This window comes from Streptomyces sp. NPDC059003, from assembly GCF_042740445.1.
Lineage (GTDB): Bacteria > Actinomycetota > Actinomycetes > Streptomycetales > Streptomycetaceae > Streptomyces.
The window spans coordinates 1-21,645 of the sequence record NZ_JBHYJH010000112.1; the positions used below are offsets into that span (position 1 = coordinate 1).

Annotated in this window: 18 protein-coding genes, 1 tRNA gene and 1 pseudogene; 10 read left to right on the top strand and 10 right to left on the bottom strand. The window is 72.0% G+C overall.

Going from position 1 to position 21,645, the window contains the following annotated elements:
* Positions 1–86: 86 nt before the first annotated feature.
* Entirely contained in the window at positions 87–1,820 is a 1,734-nt protein-coding gene (locus ACFWZ5_RS30915; protein ID WP_384805847.1) for an RDD family protein, read from the bottom strand.
* Between the two features lie 253 nt (positions 1,821–2,073).
* On the opposite strand from ACFWZ5_RS30915, the gene ACFWZ5_RS30920 reads away from it, so the two are divergent.
* A complete protein-coding gene (locus ACFWZ5_RS30920; RefSeq protein ID WP_384805845.1) occupies positions 2,074–2,553 on the top strand; it encodes an SsgA family sporulation/cell division regulator in 480 nt (159 codons plus the stop codon).
* A 65-nt stretch (positions 2,554–2,618) separates the two neighbouring features.
* Here ACFWZ5_RS30920 and ACFWZ5_RS30925 read toward each other — a convergent pair whose 3' ends face one another.
* Entirely contained in the window at positions 2,619–4,001 is a 1,383-nt protein-coding gene (locus tag ACFWZ5_RS30925; protein ID WP_384805843.1) for an FAD-binding oxidoreductase, read from the bottom strand.
* Positions 4,002–4,098: 97 nt separating this feature from the next.
* Here ACFWZ5_RS30925 and ACFWZ5_RS30930 point away from each other — a divergent pair, with 97 nt between their 5' ends.
* On the top strand, positions 4,099–5,586 hold the full coding sequence (locus ACFWZ5_RS30930; RefSeq protein ID WP_384805841.1) for a tetratricopeptide repeat protein: 1,488 nt from the start codon (positions 4,099–4,101) through the stop codon (positions 5,584–5,586).
* Between the two features lie 1,170 nt (positions 5,587–6,756).
* Here ACFWZ5_RS30930 and hppD read toward each other — a convergent pair.
* Positions 6,757–7,902 carry a 4-hydroxyphenylpyruvate dioxygenase gene (gene hppD / locus ACFWZ5_RS30935; protein ID WP_384801354.1) on the bottom strand — a complete coding sequence of 382 codons (1,146 nt, stop codon included), beginning with the start codon at positions 7,900–7,902 and terminating at the stop codon, positions 6,757–6,759.
* A gap of 121 nt (positions 7,903–8,023) precedes the next feature.
* Here hppD and ACFWZ5_RS30940 point away from each other — a divergent pair, with 121 nt between their 5' ends.
* From ACFWZ5_RS30940 to ACFWZ5_RS30965, 6 genes are all read left to right on the top strand, one after another.
* Complete coding sequence (locus ACFWZ5_RS30940; RefSeq protein ID WP_384801357.1) at positions 8,024–8,491, top strand: Lrp/AsnC family transcriptional regulator; 468 nt, start codon at positions 8,024–8,026, stop codon at positions 8,489–8,491.
* Between the two features lie 84 nt (positions 8,492–8,575).
* Positions 8,576–9,223, top strand: coding sequence for an ABC transporter permease (locus ACFWZ5_RS30945; RefSeq protein WP_384801360.1), 648 nt, complete (start codon positions 8,576–8,578; stop codon positions 9,221–9,223).
* Between the two features lie 31 nt (positions 9,224–9,254).
* Positions 9,255–10,529, top strand: a complete 1,275-nt coding sequence (locus tag ACFWZ5_RS30950; protein WP_384801395.1) for a betaine/proline/choline family ABC transporter ATP-binding protein — start codon at positions 9,255–9,257, stop codon at positions 10,527–10,529.
* Between the two features lie 26 nt (positions 10,530–10,555).
* Positions 10,556–11,425, top strand: a complete 870-nt coding sequence (locus ACFWZ5_RS30955) for an ABC transporter permease (protein ID WP_384801398.1) — start codon at positions 10,556–10,558, stop codon at positions 11,423–11,425.
* Entirely contained in the window at positions 11,422–12,396 is a 975-nt protein-coding gene (locus ACFWZ5_RS30960; RefSeq protein WP_384801363.1) for a glycine betaine ABC transporter substrate-binding protein, read from the top strand. The genes ACFWZ5_RS30955 and ACFWZ5_RS30960 overlap by 4 nt, the downstream gene beginning before the upstream one ends.
* Positions 12,397–12,476: 80 nt before the next feature.
* Positions 12,477–13,067, top strand: a complete 591-nt coding sequence (locus tag ACFWZ5_RS30965) for an ArsR/SmtB family transcription factor (RefSeq protein ID WP_384801365.1) — start codon at positions 12,477–12,479, stop codon at positions 13,065–13,067.
* Between the two features lie 156 nt (positions 13,068–13,223).
* Here the strand turns inward: ACFWZ5_RS30965 and ACFWZ5_RS30970 are convergent, their stop codons facing one another.
* The 4 genes from ACFWZ5_RS30970 to ACFWZ5_RS30985 all read right to left on the bottom strand — a co-directional run bounded on the left by ACFWZ5_RS30970 (position 13,224) and on the right by ACFWZ5_RS30985 (position 18,526).
* The gene (locus ACFWZ5_RS30970; RefSeq protein WP_384801368.1) at positions 13,224–14,033 is read right to left on the bottom strand and encodes a S16 family serine protease; all 810 of its coding nucleotides are present in this window, start codon (positions 14,031–14,033) and stop codon (positions 13,224–13,226) included.
* Between the two features lie 38 nt (positions 14,034–14,071).
* Positions 14,072–14,713, bottom strand: coding sequence for an IclR family transcriptional regulator (locus ACFWZ5_RS30975; RefSeq protein ID WP_384801371.1), 642 nt, complete (start codon positions 14,711–14,713; stop codon positions 14,072–14,074).
* 374 nt (positions 14,714–15,087) lie between these two features.
* On the bottom strand, positions 15,088–16,878 hold the full coding sequence (locus ACFWZ5_RS30980) for a DEAD/DEAH box helicase (protein ID WP_384801374.1): 1,791 nt from the start codon (positions 16,876–16,878) through the stop codon (positions 15,088–15,090).
* Positions 16,879–17,056: 178 nt separating this feature from the next.
* Positions 17,057–18,526 (bottom strand): MFS transporter, encoded by a 1,470-nt coding sequence (locus ACFWZ5_RS30985; RefSeq protein ID WP_384801377.1) that lies wholly within the window; start codon positions 18,524–18,526, stop codon positions 17,057–17,059.
* A 248-nt stretch (positions 18,527–18,774) separates the two neighbouring features.
* Between ACFWZ5_RS30985 and ACFWZ5_RS30990 the strand changes: the two genes are divergently transcribed.
* Complete coding sequence (locus ACFWZ5_RS30990) at positions 18,775–19,104, top strand: hypothetical protein (RefSeq protein WP_384801380.1); 330 nt, start codon at positions 18,775–18,777, stop codon at positions 19,102–19,104.
* Positions 19,105–19,146: 42 nt separating this feature from the next.
* Here ACFWZ5_RS30990 and ACFWZ5_RS30995 read toward each other — a convergent pair whose 3' ends face one another.
* Together ACFWZ5_RS30995 and ACFWZ5_RS31000 are read right to left on the bottom strand one after the other, a co-directional pair.
* Entirely contained in the window at positions 19,147–19,809 is a 663-nt protein-coding gene (locus ACFWZ5_RS30995; protein WP_384801383.1) for a hypothetical protein, read from the bottom strand.
* A gap of 143 nt (positions 19,810–19,952) precedes the next feature.
* A pseudogene (locus tag ACFWZ5_RS31000) lies at positions 19,953–20,177 on the bottom strand (Scr1 family TA system antitoxin-like transcriptional regulator); the annotation flags it as partial.
* A gap of 285 nt (positions 20,178–20,462) precedes the next feature.
* On the opposite strand from ACFWZ5_RS31000, the gene ACFWZ5_RS31005 reads away from it, so the two are divergent.
* Positions 20,463–20,537, top strand: a tRNA-Cys gene (locus ACFWZ5_RS31005).
* 29 nt (positions 20,538–20,566) lie between these two features.
* Here ACFWZ5_RS31005 and ACFWZ5_RS31010 read toward each other — a convergent pair.
* Positions 20,567–21,532, bottom strand: a complete 966-nt coding sequence (locus ACFWZ5_RS31010) for a L,D-transpeptidase (RefSeq protein ID WP_384801386.1) — start codon at positions 21,530–21,532, stop codon at positions 20,567–20,569.
* Between the last annotated feature and the right edge of the window lie 113 nt (positions 21,533–21,645).

The following is a 21,645-nucleotide window of genomic DNA, read 5'->3' on the forward strand; positions in this document are numbered from 1 at the left end:
AGGACGAGGCGCGCAGCGCCGGAGAGGAGGGGGTCTGGGGGCGGAGCCCCCAGGGACGGGGCGGGTGGGTGGGAGAAGGGACGGGGCTAGCCCGCTACGAACGTCCCGGCCGCCTTGTCGTGCCAGCACTGCCGCCAAGGCCGATCAAACACACACCACACCACCCCGACGAGCCCCACCCCCAGCACCCCCGGCACGCTGTACACCAGCCACCGCCGCAGCGCCGCCCCAAAGGCCGGCGCCCCGTGCTGCGCGATGTCCCGCACCTCGATCCCGCACACCTTCTTCCCGAGGGTCCGGCCCCACTTGGCGGTCGGCAGCGCCTCGTACAGGACGCCGAAGAGAAGCAGTACGCCGAGGACCATGCCGAGGTATCCGGCGGTGGTGCCGTCGAGCAGCCACACGGTGACCTTCTCGCCGGACATCTTCGCCGCGTCGATCTTGCTGTCGATGTGGTCGGCGGCCCGCGTGCCGAGGGGCAGCGCCGCTCCGGCGGTGACGGCGGCGAGGACGACGGTGTCGATGAGCCGCGCCGCGAACCGCTTGCCGAGCGCCGCGGGCCGGGCCGAGGCGTGGGCCTGGGCGGCCGCAGCGAACGGGTCGGTGGCGACCGGCTTCCACGGCACGACGGGGCCGTCGGGCTGGGAGGCCGTGGGCTGCTGTGCGGGCTGCGCGAGTTGGTGCACCTGCTGGGCCCAGGAGGCCGCACCGCCACCGGCCCCCGCGACCAGCGGGGAAGCGTCGCCCCCGGCTGCGGCGCCCCCGGCGCGGGCGTCGGCCGCCCCTGCCTGCTGCGGCACGGAGGCCCGGGGGGCCGCCGAAGCGGGCGGCGTGGCGCCGGGCGTGGACGGGCTCGCCCCGAAGGCCGCGGGCGCCGCAGGCGTGGATGGCGTGGATGGCGTGGATGGCGTGGATGGCGCGGTCGCGGGCGGCGTCGCCGCGGGCGTCCGGGACACCGCGGGCGGAGTGGCGCCCGGCGCCGGGGTCGCCCCGGGCCTGGACGAGGTCACCCCGGGCGCCGGGGACGTCCCGCCGGGTGCCGCGGACGCCCCGGGTGACGGGAACCTCCCGGGTGCCGGGGACGTCCCGGGCTCGGGGTGGTGGTTCGGGTGCAGAGCCCTGATCGACATCGTGCCGCCGTCCCGCTCCCGTGCCGGTTTCACCGGTCCGGAGGGACGGCGGAAGGTGACCGTTCCCTCGCCCGTGGTGGGGCGGGGTGCGCCCGGCTTGACGGCGCGGATGCCCATGGTGCCGGGGCCCTCGGTCTCCGGCTCGGGCCTGGCCTGTGCGGGGACGCGGCGCGCGGTGTCCTGGGGCGTGCCCTGCGCGGCCGGTGCGGTGTCGCCGGGCACGCGGGGGTCCGGCTGCCCCGGGGAACCCCAGGAGACGCGCTGGTCCTGCTCGCCGCCGAGGCCGGTCTGGCGGGCGGCGTCCGCCTGCCAGGCCGACGCGGGCTCGGGCCGCGCCCCGTGCCGGGCGGGGTCGGCGTCGTCGGCGGCGGCCGCCGAGTCCGGCGTATCCGGCATATCCGGCGTATCCGGCGTATCCGCGGACTCCGACTGCGCGACCCCCTCCGGCTCCTCGTCGAAGAACATCGGCCCCGTCTCCTCGGCCACCGCGGGAGCGGCCACCGCGGGAGCGGGCGCCGCCGCGGCGCGGGGCGGCGCGGGCAGGGGCTCTCCGTCGGACGGCGCCGGGCGGCTCGTACCGGGCACCCAGGCCGCGCCGTTCCAGTACCGGACGTATCCGGGAATGGACGGGTCGGGGTAGTAGCCCTCGCGGGGCCTGTCGTCACCGGGGGCCGGAGTTGGGGCGCTCATGTCCGTCGTCCCGTATCTGCTCGGGGGTCTGTGAGGCTCCACATCTATCAGACCGGCGCGCCCGTCCGGGCGGCTCCCGCAGCACCGCCCCCTTCTCCGCACGGTTCCCGAACTTCTCCGAAAAAACTTTCCCGAAGTCGCGTAATGAACGGCGCCCCCCGCGCTCTCGATCTCTGCGGGCCCGCTCCCGGGCCCGCGCGCGTACGCCACGTACGCCACGTACAGAGAGACAGAGAGAGGAAGCGCGAGCGACATGCACACAGTCGTGGAACGAGAGCTGGAACTGAAACTGGTCCTGTCGCCGGAGCGGGCGATCCCCGTCCCGGCCCGGCTCACCTACCGCACCGACGATCCGTACGCCGTCCACATCGCCTTTCACATCGGCTCCGAGCACCCCGTGAACTGGACGTTCGCCCGTGAGCTGCTCGTGGAGGGCGTGTTCAGGCCGTGCGGGCACGGGGACGTGCGGGTGTGGCCGACGAAGGTCGAGGGGCGGTCGGTCGTCCTGATGGCGCTCAGCTCGCCGGACGGGGACGCGCTCCTCGAGGCGCCCGCGCCCGCCGTCTCGGCCTGGCTGGAGCGCACCCTGCGGGTGGTCCCCCCGGGTTCTGAGGCCGAGCAGCTCGGCATCGACGACGGCCTCGCCGAGCTGCTCGCGCCGACCCCCGGCCGCGCCGACGAGCTGTGGCTGCGCGACCCGTGGCCCTCGGACGAGTCCAAGGACGGTGAGTGAGCGCAGACGTCACGGGGGGGCGCCCGCCGTGGGGGTGGGCCGACGGCGCGGCGGGCCGTGCCGGATCAGAAGAGTTTGCCGGGGTTCAGGAGGTGGTGCGGGTCGAAGGCGGCCTTGACGGCGCGCTGCATCTCCACGCCCACGGGGCCGAGTTCGCGCGCCAGCCACTCCTTCTTCAGGACGCCGACGCCGTGCTCGCCCGTGATGGTGCCGCCGAGGTCGAGGCCGAGGGCCATGATCTCGTCGAAGGACTCACGGGCGCGCCGGGACTCGTCGGGGTCCGCCGCGTCGAAGCAGACCGTGGGGTGCGTGTTGCCGTCGCCCGCGTGGGCGCAGACCCCGATGGTGAGGCCGTACTTGTCGGCGATGGCCTCGACGCCTTCGAGCAGGGCGCCCAGCCGGGAGCGCGGCACGCACACGTCGTCGATCATCGTCGTGCCCTTGACGGCTTCGAGGGCGGTGAGCGAGAGGCGCCGCGCCTGGAGCAGGAGTTCGGACTCGGCCGCGTCCTCGGCCGGGACGACCTGGGTGGCGCCCGCCGCCTCGCACAGGGCGCCGACGGCGGCGAGGTCGGCGGCGGGGTCCGGGGTGTCGAAGGCGGCGAGGAGCAGGGCCTCCGTTGTCTCCGGCAGGCCCATGTGGGCGAGGGAGTTGACGGCCCGGATCGTCGTGCGGTCCATCAGTTCGAGGAGGGATGGCACGTGTCCCCCCTCCATGATCCGGCAGACGGCGTCGCAGGCCTCGGCCGCCGAGCCGAACTCGGCGGCCAGGACCAGCTGCTGGGGCGGCTTCGGCTTCAGCGCGAGGATCGCCCGTACGACGATGCCGAGGCTGCCCTCGGAGCCGACGAAAAGCCGCGTCAGGTCGTACCCGGCGACGCCCTTGGCGGTGCGGCGTCCGGTGCTCATCAGGCGGCCGTCGGCGAGGACGACGTCGAGCCCGATGACGTACTCGGCCGTCACGCCGTACTTGACGCAGCACAGGCCGCCGGACGCCGTGCCGATGTTGCCGCCGATGGTGCACGTCTCCCAGCTGGACGGGTCCGGCGGGTAGTACAGGCCGTGCTCGCCGACCGCGCGGGACAGCGTGGCGTTGACGACGCCGGGCTCGACGACCGCGATCCGGTCGACGGGGCTGATCTCCAGGATGCGGTCCATCTTGACCAGCGAGAGCACGATGCAGCCGTCGGTCGCGTTGGCCCCGCCCGACAGGCCGGTGCGGGCGCCCTGCGGCACGACCGGGACCTTGAGCTCGGTGGCGGTGCGCAGCACGTGCTGTACGTGCTCGACGGTGCGGGGCATGACGACGACGGCCGGTGTGCCCGCCGCGCAGAAGCTCGCCATGTCGTGCGCGTACGAGGACATGACGTCGGGGTCGGTGAGGACCGCGTCGGCCGGGAGGCCCGCGCGGAGGCGTTCGATGATGCGTTCGACCGGGGCGCTGCTCATGATCACAGCCTCGCACCCGGGGCCATCGGTGTGAACCCGTGTGCGGCGCTCTTCGCGTGCCGGGACGCACTCTTCGTATTGACGCACAGTGAGCGCCATGGAGAGCGCCATGGAGAGCGAGAACCGGGTCTTGTCGGAGGGCCCGGAGGTCCCGTCCGGGGTGGGGGCGCGCCGCTCCCGTGGTGGTCGGCGGGTGCTGATCGCGGCCGTCACCGCTGTGGCGGGGGCCGCCGTGCTCGGGGGCGTGATCGTCGGTGTCGCGCGGCTCGACGAGGCGCAGGCGCCGCCGCCCGCGCTCGGGCCCGCGGCGCGCGCCCTGGCCGCGGCGGGCGGCGGCGTCCCGGCGGCGCTGCCCGATCTGGCCGCGCTCATCGGGGAGCGCGAGGCCCATCTGCGGGCGCATCCCGGCGACGACCAGTCGTGGGCGGTGCTCGGTACGGCGTACGTGGAGAAGGGCCTCAGGACCGCCGACTCCTCGTACTACCCGAAGGCCGAGCACTCGCTGCGTACGTCGTTGAAGGCGCGGCCCGCGGGGAACGTCGACGCGCTCGCCGGGTTCGCGGCGCTCGCGAACGCGCGGCACGACTACCGGGCCGCGCGGACGTGGGGCGAGCGGGCGGTGCGGCTCGCGCCGAAGCGGTGGACGACGTATCCGGTGCTCATCGACGCCTACCGGGGGCTCGGCGACGCCAAGGCCGTCGGGCGGTCCCTGGAAACCCTCCAGGAACTCCGGTCCGGCGCGGCCGTCAAGGTCCGGGCCGGGATGGTCTACCGCGACCGGGGCTGGCGCGAGGACGCGGCCGCCGCGCTCTCCGACGCGGCCGCGCTCGCCGGGAGCCCCGCCGAGCGGGCCGCGTGTCTGTACCGGGTCGGGGAGCTCGCCTGGGAGCGGGGTGAGTACGCGGAGGCGCTGCGCTACTTCGACGCGGCGCTCGGGGCCGAGCCCGACCACCATCCGGCGCTCGCCGCGAAGGGGCGCGCCCTGGCCGCGCTCGGGCGGACCTCCGAGGCCCTCCAGGCCTACCAGGGGGCCATCGCCCGGCGGCCCGCGCCCGAGTACGCCCTGGAACTGGGTGAGTTGTACGAGTCCCTGAAGCTGATGCCTGCGGCGCGGGCCCAGTACGACCTGGTGCGGGAGCGCGTCCGGCGGGCCGGACGCGCGGGCGTCGATGACGAGCGGGTGCTCGGGCTCTTCGAGGCGGATCACGGTGACCCGGAGCGGGCCGTGCGGCGGCTCACCGCGGAGTACGCGCGGCACCGCAGTCCCGAGAACGCCGACGCGCTCGGCTGGGCGCTGCATCGGGCCGGGGACTCGGGGGCGGGGCTTGCGCATGCGGTGGCGGCGATGAAGAAGGGGCCGCGCAGTGCGGTGTTCGCCTATCACCGGGGGGAGATCGAGCGGGAGCTCGGCCGCTATGGCGCGGCCCGCCGTCACTTGGCGGAGGCCCTGCGCCTCAGTCCCCGCTTCTCGCCCCTGGGCGCCGCCGCGGCAAGCCACGCCCTGGAGGCCCTGGGCGACCCCCCGGAGGGCGGCCCCGCCCAACTCCACGCCCCGAGCCCCCCACGCCGCCCCACCCACCGCTGACCCACACCCGCGAGGCGCCGACAGCTCCCCACCACTACCGCGGCGCTTTCTTCCCCACCCGCGAGGTGGACGCCCCCGGTGGGGGTGACCCGCCGCCAGCGCCTGCGGGCCCCCGCCGCTACCGCGGCGCTTTCTCTCCCACCCGCCCGCCCGTTTCCACCTTCCCGCGAGGTGAGCGCCCCTTGTGGGGGTGACCCACCATCGGCGTCCGTCGGTTCGCGCCGCTGCGGCGGTGGCTTGGGCGCCGTCGGCGACTGCGGGTTGGCGCCGCTACCGCGGCGGATTGTTTCCCACCCGCCCGCCCGTTTCTGGTCTCACGGTCGGTGGGCGCCTCTGGTGGGGGCCGTTCGCCATCGGCGGCTGCGGGGCAGGGGGTGCACCCCGGGCGGCAAGTCACGGAAGGCCAGATGGGAGAGAACCCGCCACGACAACGGCATGCCCTGCGCACACGCCAAGCCCCAGCCCCAGCCCCAGCCGCAGCCGCAGCCGCAGCCGCAGCCGCAGCCGCAGCCGCAGCCGCCAACGGCGAACCACCCCCACAGGGAGCGTCCACCCGCTGGGAGGGCAGAAACGGGCGGGCGGGTGGGGAAGAAGCCGCCGCGATAGCGGCGAGGGGCCGCAGACGCCAACGGAGAGCCAGCCCCACCAGGGGCATCCACCCCACGGGAGGGCAGAAACGGGCGGGCGGGTGGGAGAGAAGGCGCCGCGGTAGCGGCGGGGACCCGCAGACGCCGACGGAGAGCCAGCCCCACCGGGGGCGTCCACCCCACGGGAGGGTGGAAATGGGCGGGCGGGCGGGGAAGGAACCGCCGCAGTAGCAGCGAGGGGCCGCAGGCGCTGGCGGCGGGGCAGGACCGCCAGGGGCGTCCACCCCACGGGAGGGTGGAAACGGGCGGGCGGGTGGGAGAGAAGGCGGCGCGGTAGCGGTGGGGGCCGTAGGTGTTGGCGGCGGGGCAGGCCCGCCAGGGGGGTTGGCCCCCCGGCGGGTGGGAGAGGGGCCGCCGCGGTGGTGGGGGCCCGCCGCCGGTGGAGGTCGGCGGCGGGGTGGCCCCGCCAGGGGCGCTCGCCCCACGGAGGGGCGGGCGCCGGCGGTGGGGCGGCCCCACCAGGGGCGTTCGCCCGTGGTCAGGGTGGAAACGGGCGGGCGGGTGGGAAGTGGGCCCGAGAACCTTAAAGGTTGCCGCGCTTTTCCTGCTCCCGCTCAATCGCCTCGAACAGCGCCTTGAAGTTCCCCTTCCCGAACCCCATCGACCCGTGCCGCTCGATCATCTCGAAGAAGACCGTCGGCCGGTCCTGGACCGGCTTGGTGAAGATCTGGAGCAGGTAGCCGTCCTCGTCCCGGTCGACGAGGATCTTCAGCTCGCGCAGGGTCTCGACGGGAACCCGCGTCTCACCGGCCCACTCGCCGAGGGTGTCGTAGTAGGAGTCGGGCGTGTCCAGGAACTGGACCCCGGCCGCACGCATCGTGCGCACCGTGGCCACGATGTCGTTCGTGGCGAGCGCGATGTGCTGCACGCCCGCGCCGCCGTAGAACTCCAGGTACTCGTCGATCTGGGACTTCTTCTTGGCGATGGCCGGCTCGTTGATGGGGAACTTGACCTTCAGGGTGCCGTCCGCCACCACCTTCGACATCAGCGCGCTGTACTCGGTCGCGATGTCGTCGCCCACGAACTCCTTCATGTTCGTGAAGCCCATGACCTTGTTGTAGAAGGCGACCCACTCGTTCATCTTGCCGAGCTCGACGTTGCCCACGCAGTGGTCGATCGCCTGGAAGGTCCGCTTCGCGGGCGGCTCGACGATCGGGGACGCGGGGACGAAGCCGGGCAGGTAGGGCCCGGAGTACCCGGAGCGCTCGACCAGCGTGTGCCGGGTCTTGCCGTACGTGGCGATGGCCGCGAGCACCACGACACCGTTCTCGTCCTTGACCTCGTACGGCTCCTCGATGCCCCGCGCCCCGTGCTCGACGGCGTAGGCGTACGCGGCGCGCGCGTCCGGCACCTCGATGGCGAGGTCGACGACGCCGTCGCCGTGCGCGGCCACGTGGTCGGTGAGGAAGGTGCCCCACTCGGAGGAGGCCTTGATGACGGAGGTGAAGACGAACCGGGCGGAGCCGTTCTCCAGGACGTAACTGGCGGTCTCGCGGCTGCCGTTCTCCGGTCCGGAGTACGCGACGAGCTTCATGCCGAACGCCGTGGAGTAGTAGTGCGCGGCCTGCTTGGCGTTGCCCACGGCGAAGACGACCGCGTCCATTCCCTTGACCGGGAAGGGGTCTGCCTCGCGCGCGGTTTCGGGGGTGGTGTGTGTGGTCTGAGTCATAGTCCGAGGCTCCCGCCGATCCGCAAGGTGCGCAATAGTTCTCGTAATCGCTGGGCAATGTGCGCAGCGAAACTCCAGTAGCAGCGGACGATCTGTACACACTGACCACTTCGGAGGCGTCATGGCGATCGATCATCTGGACGGCCGGCTCATCGTGCTGCTCGCGCGGGAGCCGCGGATCGGCGTCCTGGAGGCGTCGCGCAGGCTCGGCGTCGCGCGCGGCACGGTGCAGGCCCGGATGGACCGGCTTCAGTCGAACGGAGTCATCCGCGGCTTCGGCCCGCAGGTGGATCCCTCGGCGCTCGGCTACCCGGTCACGGCGTTCGCGACGCTGGAGATCAAACAGGGCCAGGGCGCCGACGTCCGGGCGCACTTGGCGGGCGTGGCGGAGGTCCTGGAGCTGCACACGATCACCGGGCACGGCGACATGCTGTGCCGCCTGGTGGCCCGGTCGAACGCGGATCTCCAACGTGTGATCGACCGGGTGGTGGGTTTTGATGGCATCGTCCGGGCCTCCACGGCGATCGTCATGGAGAACCCCGTTCCGCTGCGGATCATCCCGCTGGTGGAGCAGGCGTCCGGCAACTGACGACCTGGGTAGGGAGTACGACGCACGCGGGCGCACGGGAGACTCCCGGCGCCGTCTGAGCGCGCCTCGCGAGGTGAGCGGGACTTGAACTTCTGGGAGTACCTCGGCAATCGCCACCAACAGCTCCTGATGGACGCGTACCAGCACGCCAGCGCCGTCTTCCAGTGCATGGTGGTGGCGACCGCCATCGGCGTACTGATCGGCGTACTGACCTATCGCACGGAGTGGGCGGGGAACCTCGCCACCACCGTGACCTCCACGATCCTCACGATCCCTTCGCTCGCGATGATCGGTCTGCTCATCCCGGTCGTGGGCCTCGGCGTCGCCCCGACGGTGACCGCCCTGACGCTGTACGGGCTGCTCCCGATCGTGCGGAACGCGATCGTCGGCCTGCGCGGGGTCGACCCGACCCTGGTGGACGCGGCGAAGGGCATCGGGATGTCGCGCCTGCACCGGCTCGTGCGGATCGAGCTGCCGCTGGCCTGGCCGCCGATCCTGACCGGCATCCGGGTGTCCACGCAGATGCTGATGGGCATCGCCGCGATCGCCGCGTACGCGTCCGGGCCCGGCCTCGGCAACGAGATCTTCCGCGGCATCGCCTCGCTCGGCAGCAAGAACGCGCTCAACCAGGTGCTCGCGGGCACGCTCGGGATCATCGTCCTCGCGCTGCTCTTCGACGCCGCGTACGTCCTGATCGGCCGCCTGACGATTCCGAGGGGGATCCGTGTCTGAGACGCCAGAGACGACAGAGACGACCACGGCAGTGAGTGCGACCGCCGATCAGGCCGGGTCCGATGCCACCTCGCCGGCCACCACCGGCGCCACCATCGAGCTAGAGAACCTCACCAAGCGCTACCCGGGCAGCGGCGAACCGGCCGTGGACAGCGTGAACATGGAGATCAAGGCGGGCGAGATCGTCATCTTCGTCGGCCCGTCCGGCTGCGGGAAGTCCACGACCCTGAAGATGATCAACCGTCTGATCGAGCCGACCAGCGGCCGCATCCGCATCAACGGCGAGGACGTCACGGACATCGACCCGGTGAAGCTGCGCCGCAAGGTCGGCTACGCCATCCAGTCGTCCGGCCTGTTCCCGCACATGACGGTCGCGCAGAACATCGCCCTCGTACCGAAGATGGTGGGCTGGGGGAAGTCCCGGATCCGGGAGCGGGTCGAGGAGATGCTGGATCTGGTCGGGCTCGACCCGGGCGAGTTCCACGGGCGCTATCCGCGTCAGCTCTCCGGTGGCCAGCAGCAACGCGTGGGTGTGGCGCGGGCGTTGGCGGCCGATCCGCCGGTGCTGCTCATGGACGAGCCGTTCGGCGCGGTCGACCCGATCACCCGCGACCACCTCCAGGACGAGCTGATCCGGCTCCAGCACGAGCTGCACAAGACCATCGTGTTCGTCACGCACGACTTCGACGAGGCCATCAAGCTGGGCGACCGGATCGCCGTGCTGAGGGAGCGCTCGCACATCGCGCAGTTCGACACGCCGGAGGCGATCCTCACCAATCCCGCCGACGACTTCGTGTCGGGCTTCGTGGGGGCGGGGGCCGCCCTGAAGCGGCTGAACCTGACCCGCGTACGCGATGTGGAGATGGCGGACGTGCCGACCGTGACGGTCGACGACCCGCTCCAGGAGATCTTCAACAAGCTGCGCGCCAGCGGCACGAACGAGCTGCTCCTGCTCGACAAGCGCGGCCGCCCCTACAAGTGGCTGCGGCGCGGCGACCTGATGCGCGCCAAGGGCTCGCTGGCCCGCGCGGGCACCCTCGTGCACGACACGGTCACGCGGGACGCGACCCTCCGCGACGCCCTGGAGGCGGTCCTCACGGACAACGCGGGCCGGGTCGCCGTCACCGGGCGGCGCGGCGAGTACACGGGCGTCGTCGACATGGAGACGCTGATGAACTCCGTGCACGAGATGCTGGAGGCCGACCGCCTGGACGCCCTGGAGCACCAGCACGAGCTGGAGGAGCAGCGCGCCGAGCTGACCCACAAGGAGCAGGAAGGCGACGGCGGCGGGGAGGCGCAGGCGTGAGCCCGACGCCCGGGAGCGGGCCCCGCATCCCCGAACGCCGCCCGGCGGCCAAGGAGACCAAGCGGCCGCGGGGCGAACACGACGTCAAGGGCCTGGCCTTCCGCGACGAGGGCGAGGCCGAGCAGGAGGCGCCGCCGCCGGTGGCGACGAAGCCGCCGCGCCGCATCACGTGGCAGAAGCTGACGTTCCTGCCCGTGGTGCTCGCGGCGGTCCTGCTCGCCACCTGGCTGTGGTTCGAGCAGGCCGACCTGGACGAGATCTCCAAGAACGCGCTGTCCAACGGGCAGGTGGGCAAGGCCCTTCGGCAGCATGTCGAGCTGACCGCGATCTCCACGTTCTTCGTCCTGATCATCGCGATCCCGCTGGGCATCCTGCTCACGCGGCGCGCCTTCCAGAAGGGCGCGCCGGTGGCGATGGCCCTTGCGAACATGGGCCAGGCGACCCCGGCGATCGGCCTGCTCGCGCTCCTGGTCATCTGGATGGGCATCGGCGAGAAGGCCGCCCTGACGGGCATCATCATCTACGCCGTCCTGCCGGTCCTGTCCAACACCATCGCGGGCCTGCGGGCCAACGATCCGACGCTCCTCGAAGCCGCGCGCGGCATCGGCATGTCCCCGCTCGGCGTCCTCGCGAAGGTCGAACTCCCGCTCGCCGTCCCGCTGATCCTCGCGGGCGTGCGGACGGCCCTCGTCCTGAACGTGGGCACGGCGACGCTCGCGACGTTCGGCGGTGGCGGCGGCCTGGGCGTGCTGATCACGACGGGCATCACCAATCAGCGCATGCCGGTCCTGATGCTCGGTTCGATCCTCACGGTGGTGCTCGCGCTGCTCGTGGACTGGCTGGCGTCGCTGGCGGAAGTGGTCCTGAGCCCGCGCGGCCTGGAGGTGCGGTCATGAGGCTCACGGTGCGTACGAAGGCTCTGGCGGCGGTGGCCGGGGTCCTGGTGGCCGCGGGCGGCTGCGGTCTGACCAGCGGCTCGCCGATGGTGGACGACGTGGAGCCGGGCATCGTCGGCCAGGGCAAGCCCCTGGAGGGCGCCGATCTCACGGTCACGTCGAAGGAGTTCACCGAGCAGCTGATCCTCGGCGCGATCATGGGCATCGCCTTCCAGGCGGCCGGCGCGGACGTCCTGGACCGGACGGGCATCCAGGGCTCGATCGGCGCGCGGGAGGCGGTCAAGGGCGGCGACGCGGACGCCATGTACGAGTACACGGGCACCGCCTGGATCACCTACCTCGGCAACTCCAAGCCGATCACCGACCCGCGGCAGCAGTGGGAGGCCGTCCGGGACGCCGACGCGAAGAACGGCCTGTCCTGGCTGCCGCCCGCCGCGCTCAACAACACCTACGCGCTCGCCATGAACGGGTCCAACTTCAAGAAGTACGGCACCAAGACGCTCTCCGACGTCGCCGCCCTGTCGAAGTCCGACCCGAAGGCCGTCACGGTGTGCGTGGAGGGCGAGTTCGCCAACCGCGCGGACGGGCTTCCCGGCATGCAGAAGGCGTACGGCATGAAGCTCCCCGCCGGGAACATCACGCAGATGGACACCGGGATCATCTACACCCAGGCCGAGAAGGGCACCTGCACCTACGGCGAGGTCTTCACGACGGACGGCCGCATCAAGGCCATGAACCTGACGACGATGACGGACGACCGCCACTTCTTCCCCAACTACAACGCCGCCCCCGAGATCAACAGCAAGACCCTGAAGAAGTACCCAGAGATCGCGGAGGTCCTCGCCCCCATCACGAAGAAGCTCGACAACAAGGTGGCGCAGGACCTGAACTCCAAGGTGGACGTGGACGGCGAGGACCCGCACGAGGTGGCGAAGGACTGGATGGTGGAGCAGGGGTTCGTGAAGGAGTAGCAGCCCCTTTTCGGTCATGCAAAGACTCCGTTGCAAAGAAAGCGTTGCAACGGAGTCTTTGCATGCGTACGCTGGCCGGCATGACGCAGGATCCGAAGCCCCAGAAGATCGCTCATCTCGACGCCCGCTCGCTGCGTGGCCTCGCCCATCCGCTGCGGATGCGGCTGCTCGGCTCACTGCGGCTCGACGGACCGGCGACGGCCTCCCAACTCGCCGCCCGCCTGGGCGAGTCGAGCGGCGCGACCAGCTATCACCTGCGCCAGCTGGCAGCCCATGGCTTCATCGAGGACGACCCGAAGCAGGGCAAGGGGCGGGAGCGCTGGTGGCGCACGGTGCACGACAGCACGCGCCTGGAGAACGACCTGATGCGCGACCCGGACCCGTCGGTGCGCGGCGCGTACAACACGCTGATGCACTACCACGTGACCCAGCACGCCGAAGAGGCCTCCACCTGGGTCGGCACCCAGCACGACTGGCCGAAGGAGTGGACCGACAGCGCGAACCTCAGCGACTACACCCTGCACCTGACGGCCGCGCGCGCCGGGGAGCTGGCCGAGAAGGTCCATCAACTCATCGACAGCTACCGGGAGTTGGAGGCGGACAAGGAGGACCCGGGCGCCGAGCGGGTCCGCGTGCACACGCATCTCTTCCCGACCCACCCCACCACCTGACAGGGGGACGACGAGACATGCACCCGGACATCCATCTGATCCTGCACGGCACCCGGGCGGCCGAGCTGTATGCCACCGCACCCACCCGGAAGCGGCAGCGCACCCCGCTGCGCAGTCAAGTCGGCTGGACCATGGTCGAGTTGGGCCTGCGCCTGGTCAGCAGCTCGGAACCTTCTCGCCCTTCTCCAGGGCCCGCAGCGCGTCGACCGTACCGGACAGCGTGGTGACCGGGATCAGCTGAAGCCCCTTCGGCTTCTCGGCCTTCGCGTCCGAGCACTCGGCCTTCGGGACCAGGAAGACGGTGGCGCCGTCACGGGCCGCCGCCTGCGTCTTCAGGGAGACCCCGCCGACCGCGCCGACCTTGCCGTCCGCCTTGATCGTGCCGGTCCCGGCGATCGTGCGGCCGCCGGTCAGGTCGCCGCCGCTGCCGTTCCCGTCCAGCTTGTCGATGATGCCGAGCGCGAGGAAGAGCCCGGCGCTCGGCCCGCCGATCTTGCCGAGGTCGGCCCTGACCTCGACCTTGTCGGTGCCGCTGACGCCGTCCTTCTTCAGATACGCGAGGGCCGCCTTCGTGGCGTCGTCCTGCGACTCCTTCATGTCGCCGAGGTTGTGCTCCTCGACCTCCTTGACGTTGTCGCCCTCCGGGTAGACGGAGTCCCGCGGCATCACGGCCCGGTCCGTGCGGAACCAGCCGTCGACCACGTCGCCGAGCCGCACGTCCATCTGCGGCCCCGTGGCCACGATGGTCGTCATCCGCAGCTGCCCTTTCGTCTTGCGTACGGGCACCCCGCTGACCGTCAGGACCGGCTTGCCCTCGTACTCCCCGAGCACGTCGGCGGTGCCGCCCGGCTGGGCGACGGAGAACGGCAACGGGGCGAGCCCGGCGACGGCGAGCAGCGCGATCACCGGCACGGAGGCCAGGGCGAGGGCTTTGGGGCGGCTCAGCTGAGCGAGACGAGACAGCACGCACCCAATCTACGCGAGGCGCAGAACCACACCTCGGCTCAGCGCAGTGCCTCGGCGACCTCGCGCGCCGCGTCGACCACCCGCGGGCCCACTCTCTCGGGCACCGAATCCGACAGCATGACCACCCCCACGCTCCCCTCTATCCCCGTCACCCCTATCAGGGGCGCCGCCGCACCGCTCGCCCCGGCCTCCAGCTCGCCGTGCGTGAACGCGTACCCGGGGTCGGTGATCTGCCCCTGCCGGGCGGCGAGGATCGCCTTGCCCGCGGCGCCGCGGTCGAGCGGGTGGCGGAAGCCGGTGCGGTACGCGACGTGGTAGTCGGTCCAGGTCGGCTCGACGACGGCGACGGCGAGGGCCTCGGTGCCGTCGACCAGGGTCAGGTGGGCCGTGGCCCCGATGTCCTCCGCGAGGGAGCGCAGGGCGGGCAGGGCGGCCTCGCGCACGAGGGGGTGCACCTGGCGGCCGAGCCGCAGGACGCCGAGTCCGACGCGGGCGCGGCCGCCCAAGTCGCGGCGTACGAGAGCGTGTTGTTCGAGCGTTGCCAGGAGCCGGTACACCACGGTGCGGTTCACGCCGAGCTTGTTGGAGAGCTCGGTGACGGTGAGCCCGTGATCGGTGTCGGCGAGCAGCTTGAGGACGCGCAGTCCTCGGTCGAGCGTCTGAGAAGTCTCCGCGGTCACGACGCCCACTCCTTTAGTGGTGAGGGTCGACGGCTCCCACTACGGCGGGCGCACCGGCTGCGCTCCGGGGCGGCGCTGCCACGGGGCGTTGTGTAGCGGGGACAGTAGCGAGGGCGTCCCGCTCAGCGGAAGACTCCGTCCAGAATCCGGTCAAGGGGACGGAAAGTCGGTCCGGATTGAAGCACTTTGTCTCATGGAATGTGGATGCGGAACGCACAATGCCTGCACGCAGTGCACACGTTTCCCGAACCCGGAATGACGATGCATGGCGCCCCGAAGGGGCGCGGGGCTGTATTCATCTGCGGCTCCGCCGCGTGGGCGCGACCAGCCACCGCCGACCCGCAGGATGGCACCGCGCCCCATAGCCGGAGGCGTTACCGCATCCTCGTAGCCCACTCCTGGACCTTCGCGATCCGCTGCCGCAGCTGCCCGGCCGTGGCCTCCGCGCTCGGCGGGCCCCCGCAGACGCGGCGCAGCTCGGTGTGGATCACGCCGTGCGGCTTGCCGCTCTGGTGGGCGTACGCGCCGACCATCGTGTTGAGCTGCTTGCGCAGCTCCAGCATCTCCTTGTGGGAGACGACGGGCCGCCGCTCGGCGGGGATCTCCAGGAGGTCGGCCTCCTCGGCGGGCTTCTTCTTGCTGTGGGCGATCTGCCGGGCCTGCCGCTTCTGCAGGAGCAGCTGCACCTGGTCGGGCTCGAGCAGGCCCGGGATGCCCAGGTAGTCCTGCTCCTCCTCGCTGCCCGGGTGGGCCTGCATGCCGAACTCGGCGCCGTCGTAGAGCACCCGGTCGAAGACCGCGTCGGACTCCAGGGCCTCGAAGGGCAGCATGTCCTGCTCGCCCGTGTCCTCGTCCTGCTGTTTGTTCGCCTCGTCCATCTCCTGCTCGGACTCGGCGTACGGGTCCTCCTCGCCCTGCTTCTTCGGCTTGTCGAGGACGTGGTCGCGCTCGACCTCCATCTCGTTGGCGAAGCCGAGCAGGTCGGGGACGGTGGGCAGGAAGACGGACGCGGTCTCGCCGCGCCGCCGGGAGCGCACGAAGCGGCCCACGGCCTGCGCGAAGAACAGCGGCGTCGAGATGGTGGTCGCGTACACGCCCACGGCGAGCCGCGGCACGTCGACGCCCTCGGACACCATGCGGACCGCGACCATCCACCGGTCGTCGCTGTGGCTGAAGTCGTCGATGCGCTGCGAGGCGCCGCTGTCGTCGGACAGGACGAGCGTCGCCTTGGTGCCGGTGATCTCCCGGATCAGCTTCGCGTAGGCGCGGGCGGAGTCCTGGTCGGAGGCGATGACGAGGCCACCGGCGTCCGGGATGGCCTTGCGGACCTCGCTCAGGCGGCGGTCGGCGGCCTGGAGGACGTTCGGCATCCAGTCGCCGCGCGGGTCGAGCGCGGTGCGCCAGGCCTGCGAGATCGCGTCCTTGGTCATGGGCTCGCCGAGGCGCGCGGCGATCTCGTCGCCCGCCTTGGTGCGCCAGCGCATGTTGCCGCTGTAGGAGAGGAAGATGACGGGCCGCACGACGCCGTCGCCCAGGGCGCTGCCGTACCCGTAGGTGTAGTCGGCCGCGGACCGCCGGATTCCGTCGTTCCCTTCCTCGTACACCACGAACGGGATGGGGTTGGTGTCGGACCGGAACGGCGTGCCCGTGAGGGCCAGGCGCCGGGTCGCGGGCTCGAAGGCCTCCAGGCAGGCCTCGCCCCAGGACTTGCTGTCACCGGCGTGGTGGATCTCGTCGAGGATGACGAGGGTCTTGCGCTGCTCCACCCGGTTCCGGTGCAGCATGGGCCGCACGCCGACACCGGCGTACGTCACGGCGACGCCCTGGTACTCCTTGCTGAGCGGGCCCGCGCTGTACTCCGGGTCCAGCTTGATCCCTATCCGCGCCGCCGCCTCGGCCCACTGCTTCTTCAGGTGCTCGGTCGGCGCGACCACGGTGACCTGCTGCACCACGTGGTGGTGCAGCAGCCAGGACGCGAGCGTCAGCGCGAACGTCGTCTTGCCGGCGCCGGGGGTGGCGACGGCGAGGAAGTCGCGCGGCTGCTCCTGGATGTACTTCTCCATCGCCCCCTGCTGCCAGGCACGCAGCTTGCTGGCGGTACCCCAGGGAGCGCGCCCCGGGAAGGCGGGCGAAAGGTGGTGGGAGGAGGCGGCTGTGGTAGTCACGGTCTCCGTTTTTGACGCTGAGGGTACGTACGACAACCGGGCCACCCTACCGGTGGGATGACCGCACTCCGGGGTTGACGCTCAGGTCCGCGCCCGGGTGCGACGCGGTTCACACCGCCCGGCGGGCGGGCCTCACACCTCCCCCGAGCGTGTGAGACCCGCCCTGTCTCAGGCGGCCCTAGGGCCGCTCCCGCAGCCGCGCCCCCACCCACGCCCCCGCGAGCGCGACCGCCGCCATCGGCAGGAACACCGCCGTGAACGCCGCCGGGTGCGAGCCCGCCACGTCGTCCGCGCCGTGGCCGCCGACCATGCCGCCGCCGAGCGCGGCGAACGCGGCGCCGCCCGCGGCGAGCAGCAGCGTGTTGGACAGGCCGTCGGATATCTGGAGGGCCGCGGAGTTCGAGCCCGCGTCCTCGGGCGGGGACAGGCGGAGCAGCAGCACGCTCGTCGACGCGATCACCATGCCCATGCCGAGGCAGCCGACGCCCCAGGCGACCGCGAGGGTCCACACCGGCACGGCGTCGATCAGCAGCGTCGGCGCGGTCGCTATCGCGGCGGCGACGAGGACCATGCCGAAGACGACCAGACGGCCCCGGTACGGCTCCATGCGGGGCCGGGACTGCACGTACGACCCGAGGGCCCAGGTCGCGCCGCCCGCCGCGAGCGAGAGCCCCGCCATCGTCGGCGAAAGCCCGCGTTCGGCGACGAGCATCAGCGGCACGAACGACTCGGCCGCGATGAAGGACCCTGCGGCGACCCCGCGCAGCAGCACGACGGAGGGCAGCCCGCGGGCGGCCCGGTACGTGCCGCGCGGCAGCAGCCCGAGCACGGACGGCACCAGGACGGCGGCGCCCGCCACCGCCGGTATCAGCGACAGCCACCGCAGGTCCTGCCCCGCGTACTGGAGCAGGCCCGCGCCGAGCGAGATGCCGAGGGCGAGCCGGATGCGGCGCCGGTCGAACGCCGCGACCGGCGCGTCCGGGTCCAGCGGCCCCGACGCCGTACGCCGGATCGCGGGCAGCGCGAGCGCCAGCGGCGCCGCGACCAGGAACGGGATGCCGAGGAACACCCAGCGCCAGCCGATGTGCTCCGTCACCGTGCCGCTCACGAGCGGGCCGACCACCGACGGCACCACCCAGGCCGCCGCGAACGCCGCCATGATCGACGGCCGCAGCGCCTCCGGATACGCCCGGCTCACCACCACGTACAGCGCCACGATGACGAGCCCGCCGCCGAGCCCCTGCACCGCGCGCCCCAGGATGAACTGCCACATCCCGCCCGCGGTCCCCGCGAGCAGCAGGCCCGCCGCGAACGCCGCCATCCCTCCCGTCAGCGGCCCCAGCGGCCCCCGCCGGTCCGCCCACTGCCCCGAGAGCACCATCCCGAACAGGCTCGTCGTGAAGTACGCCGAGAACGCGAACGCGTACAGCGACACCCCGTCCAACTCCCGCGCCGCCACCGGCATCGCCGTCCCGACCGCCGTCGCCTCGAAGGCGATCAGCAGCACCACGGACACGATCCCGATGCTCAGCGCCCGATACGGTTTCGCGAGCACGCCGCCCTCGCTCCGGTCCTGCCCGGGCGGCGCCGCCACTTCGACGGCCGGAGCTGCGGCGACATCCGTGTCGCGAGAGTCGGGTGCGGTCATGCCAGCCACCGTACGGGCCACCACTGACAACGGCGCCTGACCTGCGCCCGGCCTTCGTTGGTCCCTTGGTCGTACGACTCAGGACCCCCAACAGGCACACGTGCATGCCTCACGCGTCGCGCGCCCCCGGAGCGCACGCCGCGCCGCCGCCCCATTTGAGTGCATTCCTGGCCAGGGGGCAGCGGCCCCGCAACGGTTCCTGCTGTCCTGATATCGGACACCGTCCACTAACAGAACAGGGGTCCCTTATGTACAGGTGGAAACAACTGGCCCGGGTGACCATGGTGGCCGCTTCCGCGGCCGTGCTGGTGACAGGACTGTCGACCAGCGCCGAGGCCGCGAGCGGCAGGTTCGCCTACAACCGTGCCGACACCGGCTTCCGGATGATCATGGACAACCCTCCGGACGACGAGTGCATCGTCATGCCGGGCGGCGCCGGCGTCGTCGACAACTTCACGGACACCGTGGCCACGCTCTACCGCGACGAGGAATGCATGATCCCCCAGGACACGCTGCCTCCCAACACCGGCGGCGCGTACGGCGGCGCGACGACCGTGCACTCGGTGTTCTTCGGCTAGCCCTTGCGGTGCGCCGCCCCGGCGGCGCACCCTCCCCCAGTTTCAGCCGGTCGACGCGCTGGCCAGCACCTCGTCCACCGTCTCCCTCTCCGGGCTCGTACCGGGCATCGCGAGCCCCATCAGGAACGCCGACCGGCCGTCGTCCACCGCGACCAACGTCAGCCGCAGGTGCGCCGTGCCGCCCTCCCCGTCCTTCACCGCAAGCGCCACCGTGTGGGCCGGGCGGCCGTCGACCTCCGTGGCCTTCGACTCCTCCTGCTCCGACGAACCGTCCGGGAAGAAGAACATCGCGTTCGACCGCGCCGACCGCTCCGCCTGGCTCTCCAGCGCCGCCCGCGGCACCGCGCCCGACCGGCCCGCCATCACCAGCGCCCCGGTCTCCTGCCCCGCCGCGTCCTTGTCCTTGCCCGCCTTGGTGATCGACGACGTGAACGCGTCGATCAGGTCCTTCCCGTCGTTCCGCCGCCAGCCCTCCGGGATCCCGTACGACAGCCCCGCCCTGTCGTCCGTCACCCTCGGCCGCCCCGCGAGCGGCCCCTCGTCCCCGTCCCGCGTCCACCACCACGTCCCCAGGCCGAGGGCCAGCAGCACGGCGACCAGGACCCCGACGATCGCGACCGTCCTCGCCCGGCTGCGACCTTGCGGCTGCGTCGACGGTGCGTACGGCTGCGGGGGCGTCGGAGGGAGTGGGGGCGCTGTCGTCATGGGGCCCAGCCTCCCCGCCCCGAACAGGGGTTCCCTGAGTACGGCTACTCAGGGCCCTACTCAGTTGCGCGTTGCGTACGCAATGAAGTCGGTGCTCTTGCGCCACTCCAGCTCGGAGGCGTTCCCGGCGGAGGCTTTGCGGATCATCTCTCTCCCAGCAATCGCTCGCTGAAGGCCAGAGACTCCCCTGGCGTGAGAGCCTGGGCCCGGATGATGCCACACCGCAGCTCCATGATCCGGAGGAGCTTCGGATCAGAGACGGGCCGACTGCCGAAGTCGCCCTCGGAGCGCCCCACCGCCGTACCGTCCCTGAACTTCAACACCTGTGCCTCCCCGCCCATCCCAGCGTGATCCTGAAGGCTGGTCGGCCGCCGCGAGCAGGGGGCCCGCCGTGGTGGCGGCCAGCACCGTTCGTCGTGAGATCCGCTGCGAGGTCATGCATTCATGGTCGCGAAGCCCTCGCCCCTCCCACATCCGGGAAGTCCCCCACCCCAGCCCGGAGTTCACCCTGATCCGCGTGGCCCCGGCTGATCCGGGTGGCCCCCCACCTGTGGCGTTTCATGAACGCCGTATGGCAGTCCCGTTGCGGTGGCCGTTGCCTCCTTGAGCCGGGCCACAGCCACCGCTTACGGTCGAGTCAGTCATCACGACATGGCCGTGTGCCCGAGTGGTTTAGGGATTCGCCTGCAAAGCGAAGCACACCGGTTCGATTCCGGTCACGGCCTCCACACTCCCCCTCAGGGGGCAGGCTCAGGGGTCAGGACTTCACGGCACTGCCCGCGCGCCACTCGTCCCACGGCACGTTCCAGTCGCCGTACCCGTTGCCGGCCGCCACCGTCTCCTTGGAGCCGGTGACGCGGACGACGTCCCCGGGGATCACCTCGTCGAAGAAGCGCCGCGCCGTGCCGTCCGTGGCGAGGCCTATGCAGCCGTGCGTGACGTTGCTGTTGCCCGCGTAGGTGTTGGCCTTCGGGTTCTCGTGGAGGTAGGTGCCGGACGTCGTCAGGTGGACCGCGTAGTTGTAGTAGTCCTTGTACGCGTCCGCGTAGCCGACCGTCCTGGAGTCCATCAGGACCCGGCGCTGCTTGTCGGAGACGACCATCGTGCCGTTCCAGGTGTCCATGCCGGGCGCGCCCGCGGTGACGGGGACGCGGCGGGTCGTGCCGTCCTTGACCACGGTCATGGTGTGACCGGGCACGTCGACGGTGGCGACGAGGGAGCGGCCGACGGTGACCGTGCGGTTGAGGGCCGCGTCCGGGCCCGACCGCAGGGTGATCTTCGTGCCGGGCTTCCAGTACGTCCTCGGGCGGTAGTCGATCCGCTGGCCCTCGTGCAGGTTGCGGTCCTTGATCCAGCTCCAGGAGCCGGTGGTGCCGTTGTCCGTGCGTATCTTGAGGCGCCGCTCCACCGCCGCCCGCCCGGACTCCGGGACCGGGCGGGCGAACGTCACCGATATCGGCATGCCCACGCCGACCGTCTGGCCGTCGAAGACGTTGACCTTGGCGCCCTTGCGGAGGGCCTCGGGCAGGGGCTTCGCCCGGGGGGTGGGGGTGGCCTTCGCTCCGGTGGAGCGGTCCGAGTGTTCCGGCTGGTTCGGCCGGTCCCCCTTGTTCTCGCCTCCGCTGCCCGCGCAGCCCGCGAGCAGCAGGGCGCACAGTGCCGCCGCCCCCGCCCCGGCGAGCGCTCTGGTGGTCGCTCTGGTGATCGCTCCGCTGGTCATCATCGGTCCCCCTGGGTGGTGTGTTTCGATGTACGCGACCTGTACGCATGCCGGGTGTCACTGGGTTGCATGCGGTGCGGAAGTTTTTCGGGATTCGGGGCCCAGGGCTCACGGGG

Excerpts from the sequence above, each read along its gene's own strand:
- ACFWZ5_RS30925 (WP_384805843.1), bottom strand. The coding sequence starts at position 4,001 with ATGAGCAGCGCCCCGGTCGAACGCATCATCGAACGCCTCCGCGCGGGC.
- ACFWZ5_RS30920 (WP_384805845.1), top strand. The coding sequence starts at position 2,074 with ATGCACACAGTCGTGGAACGAGAGCTGGAACTGAAACTGGTCCTGTCG.
- ACFWZ5_RS30995 (WP_384801383.1), bottom strand. The coding sequence starts at position 19,809 with ATGACGACAGCGCCCCCACTCCCTCCGACGCCCCCGCAGCCGTACGCA.
- ACFWZ5_RS31010 (WP_384801386.1), bottom strand. The coding sequence starts at position 21,532 with ATGATGACCAGCGGAGCGATCACCAGAGCGACCACCAGAGCGCTCGCC.
- ACFWZ5_RS30960 (WP_384801363.1), top strand. The coding sequence starts at position 11,422 with ATGAGGCTCACGGTGCGTACGAAGGCTCTGGCGGCGGTGGCCGGGGTC.
- ACFWZ5_RS30965 (WP_384801365.1), top strand. The coding sequence starts at position 12,477 with ATGACGCAGGATCCGAAGCCCCAGAAGATCGCTCATCTCGACGCCCGC.
- ACFWZ5_RS30930 (WP_384805841.1), top strand. The coding sequence starts at position 4,099 with ATGGAGAGCGCCATGGAGAGCGAGAACCGGGTCTTGTCGGAGGGCCCG.
- ACFWZ5_RS30985 (WP_384801377.1), bottom strand. The coding sequence starts at position 18,526 with ATGACCGCACCCGACTCTCGCGACACGGATGTCGCCGCAGCTCCGGCC.
- ACFWZ5_RS30940 (WP_384801357.1), top strand. The coding sequence starts at position 8,024 with ATGGCGATCGATCATCTGGACGGCCGGCTCATCGTGCTGCTCGCGCGG.
- ACFWZ5_RS30915 (WP_384805847.1), bottom strand. The coding sequence starts at position 1,820 with ATGAGCGCCCCAACTCCGGCCCCCGGTGACGACAGGCCCCGCGAGGGC.
- ACFWZ5_RS30990 (WP_384801380.1), top strand. The coding sequence starts at position 18,775 with ATGTACAGGTGGAAACAACTGGCCCGGGTGACCATGGTGGCCGCTTCC.
- hppD (WP_384801354.1), bottom strand. The coding sequence starts at position 7,902 with ATGACTCAGACCACACACACCACCCCCGAAACCGCGCGCGAGGCAGAC.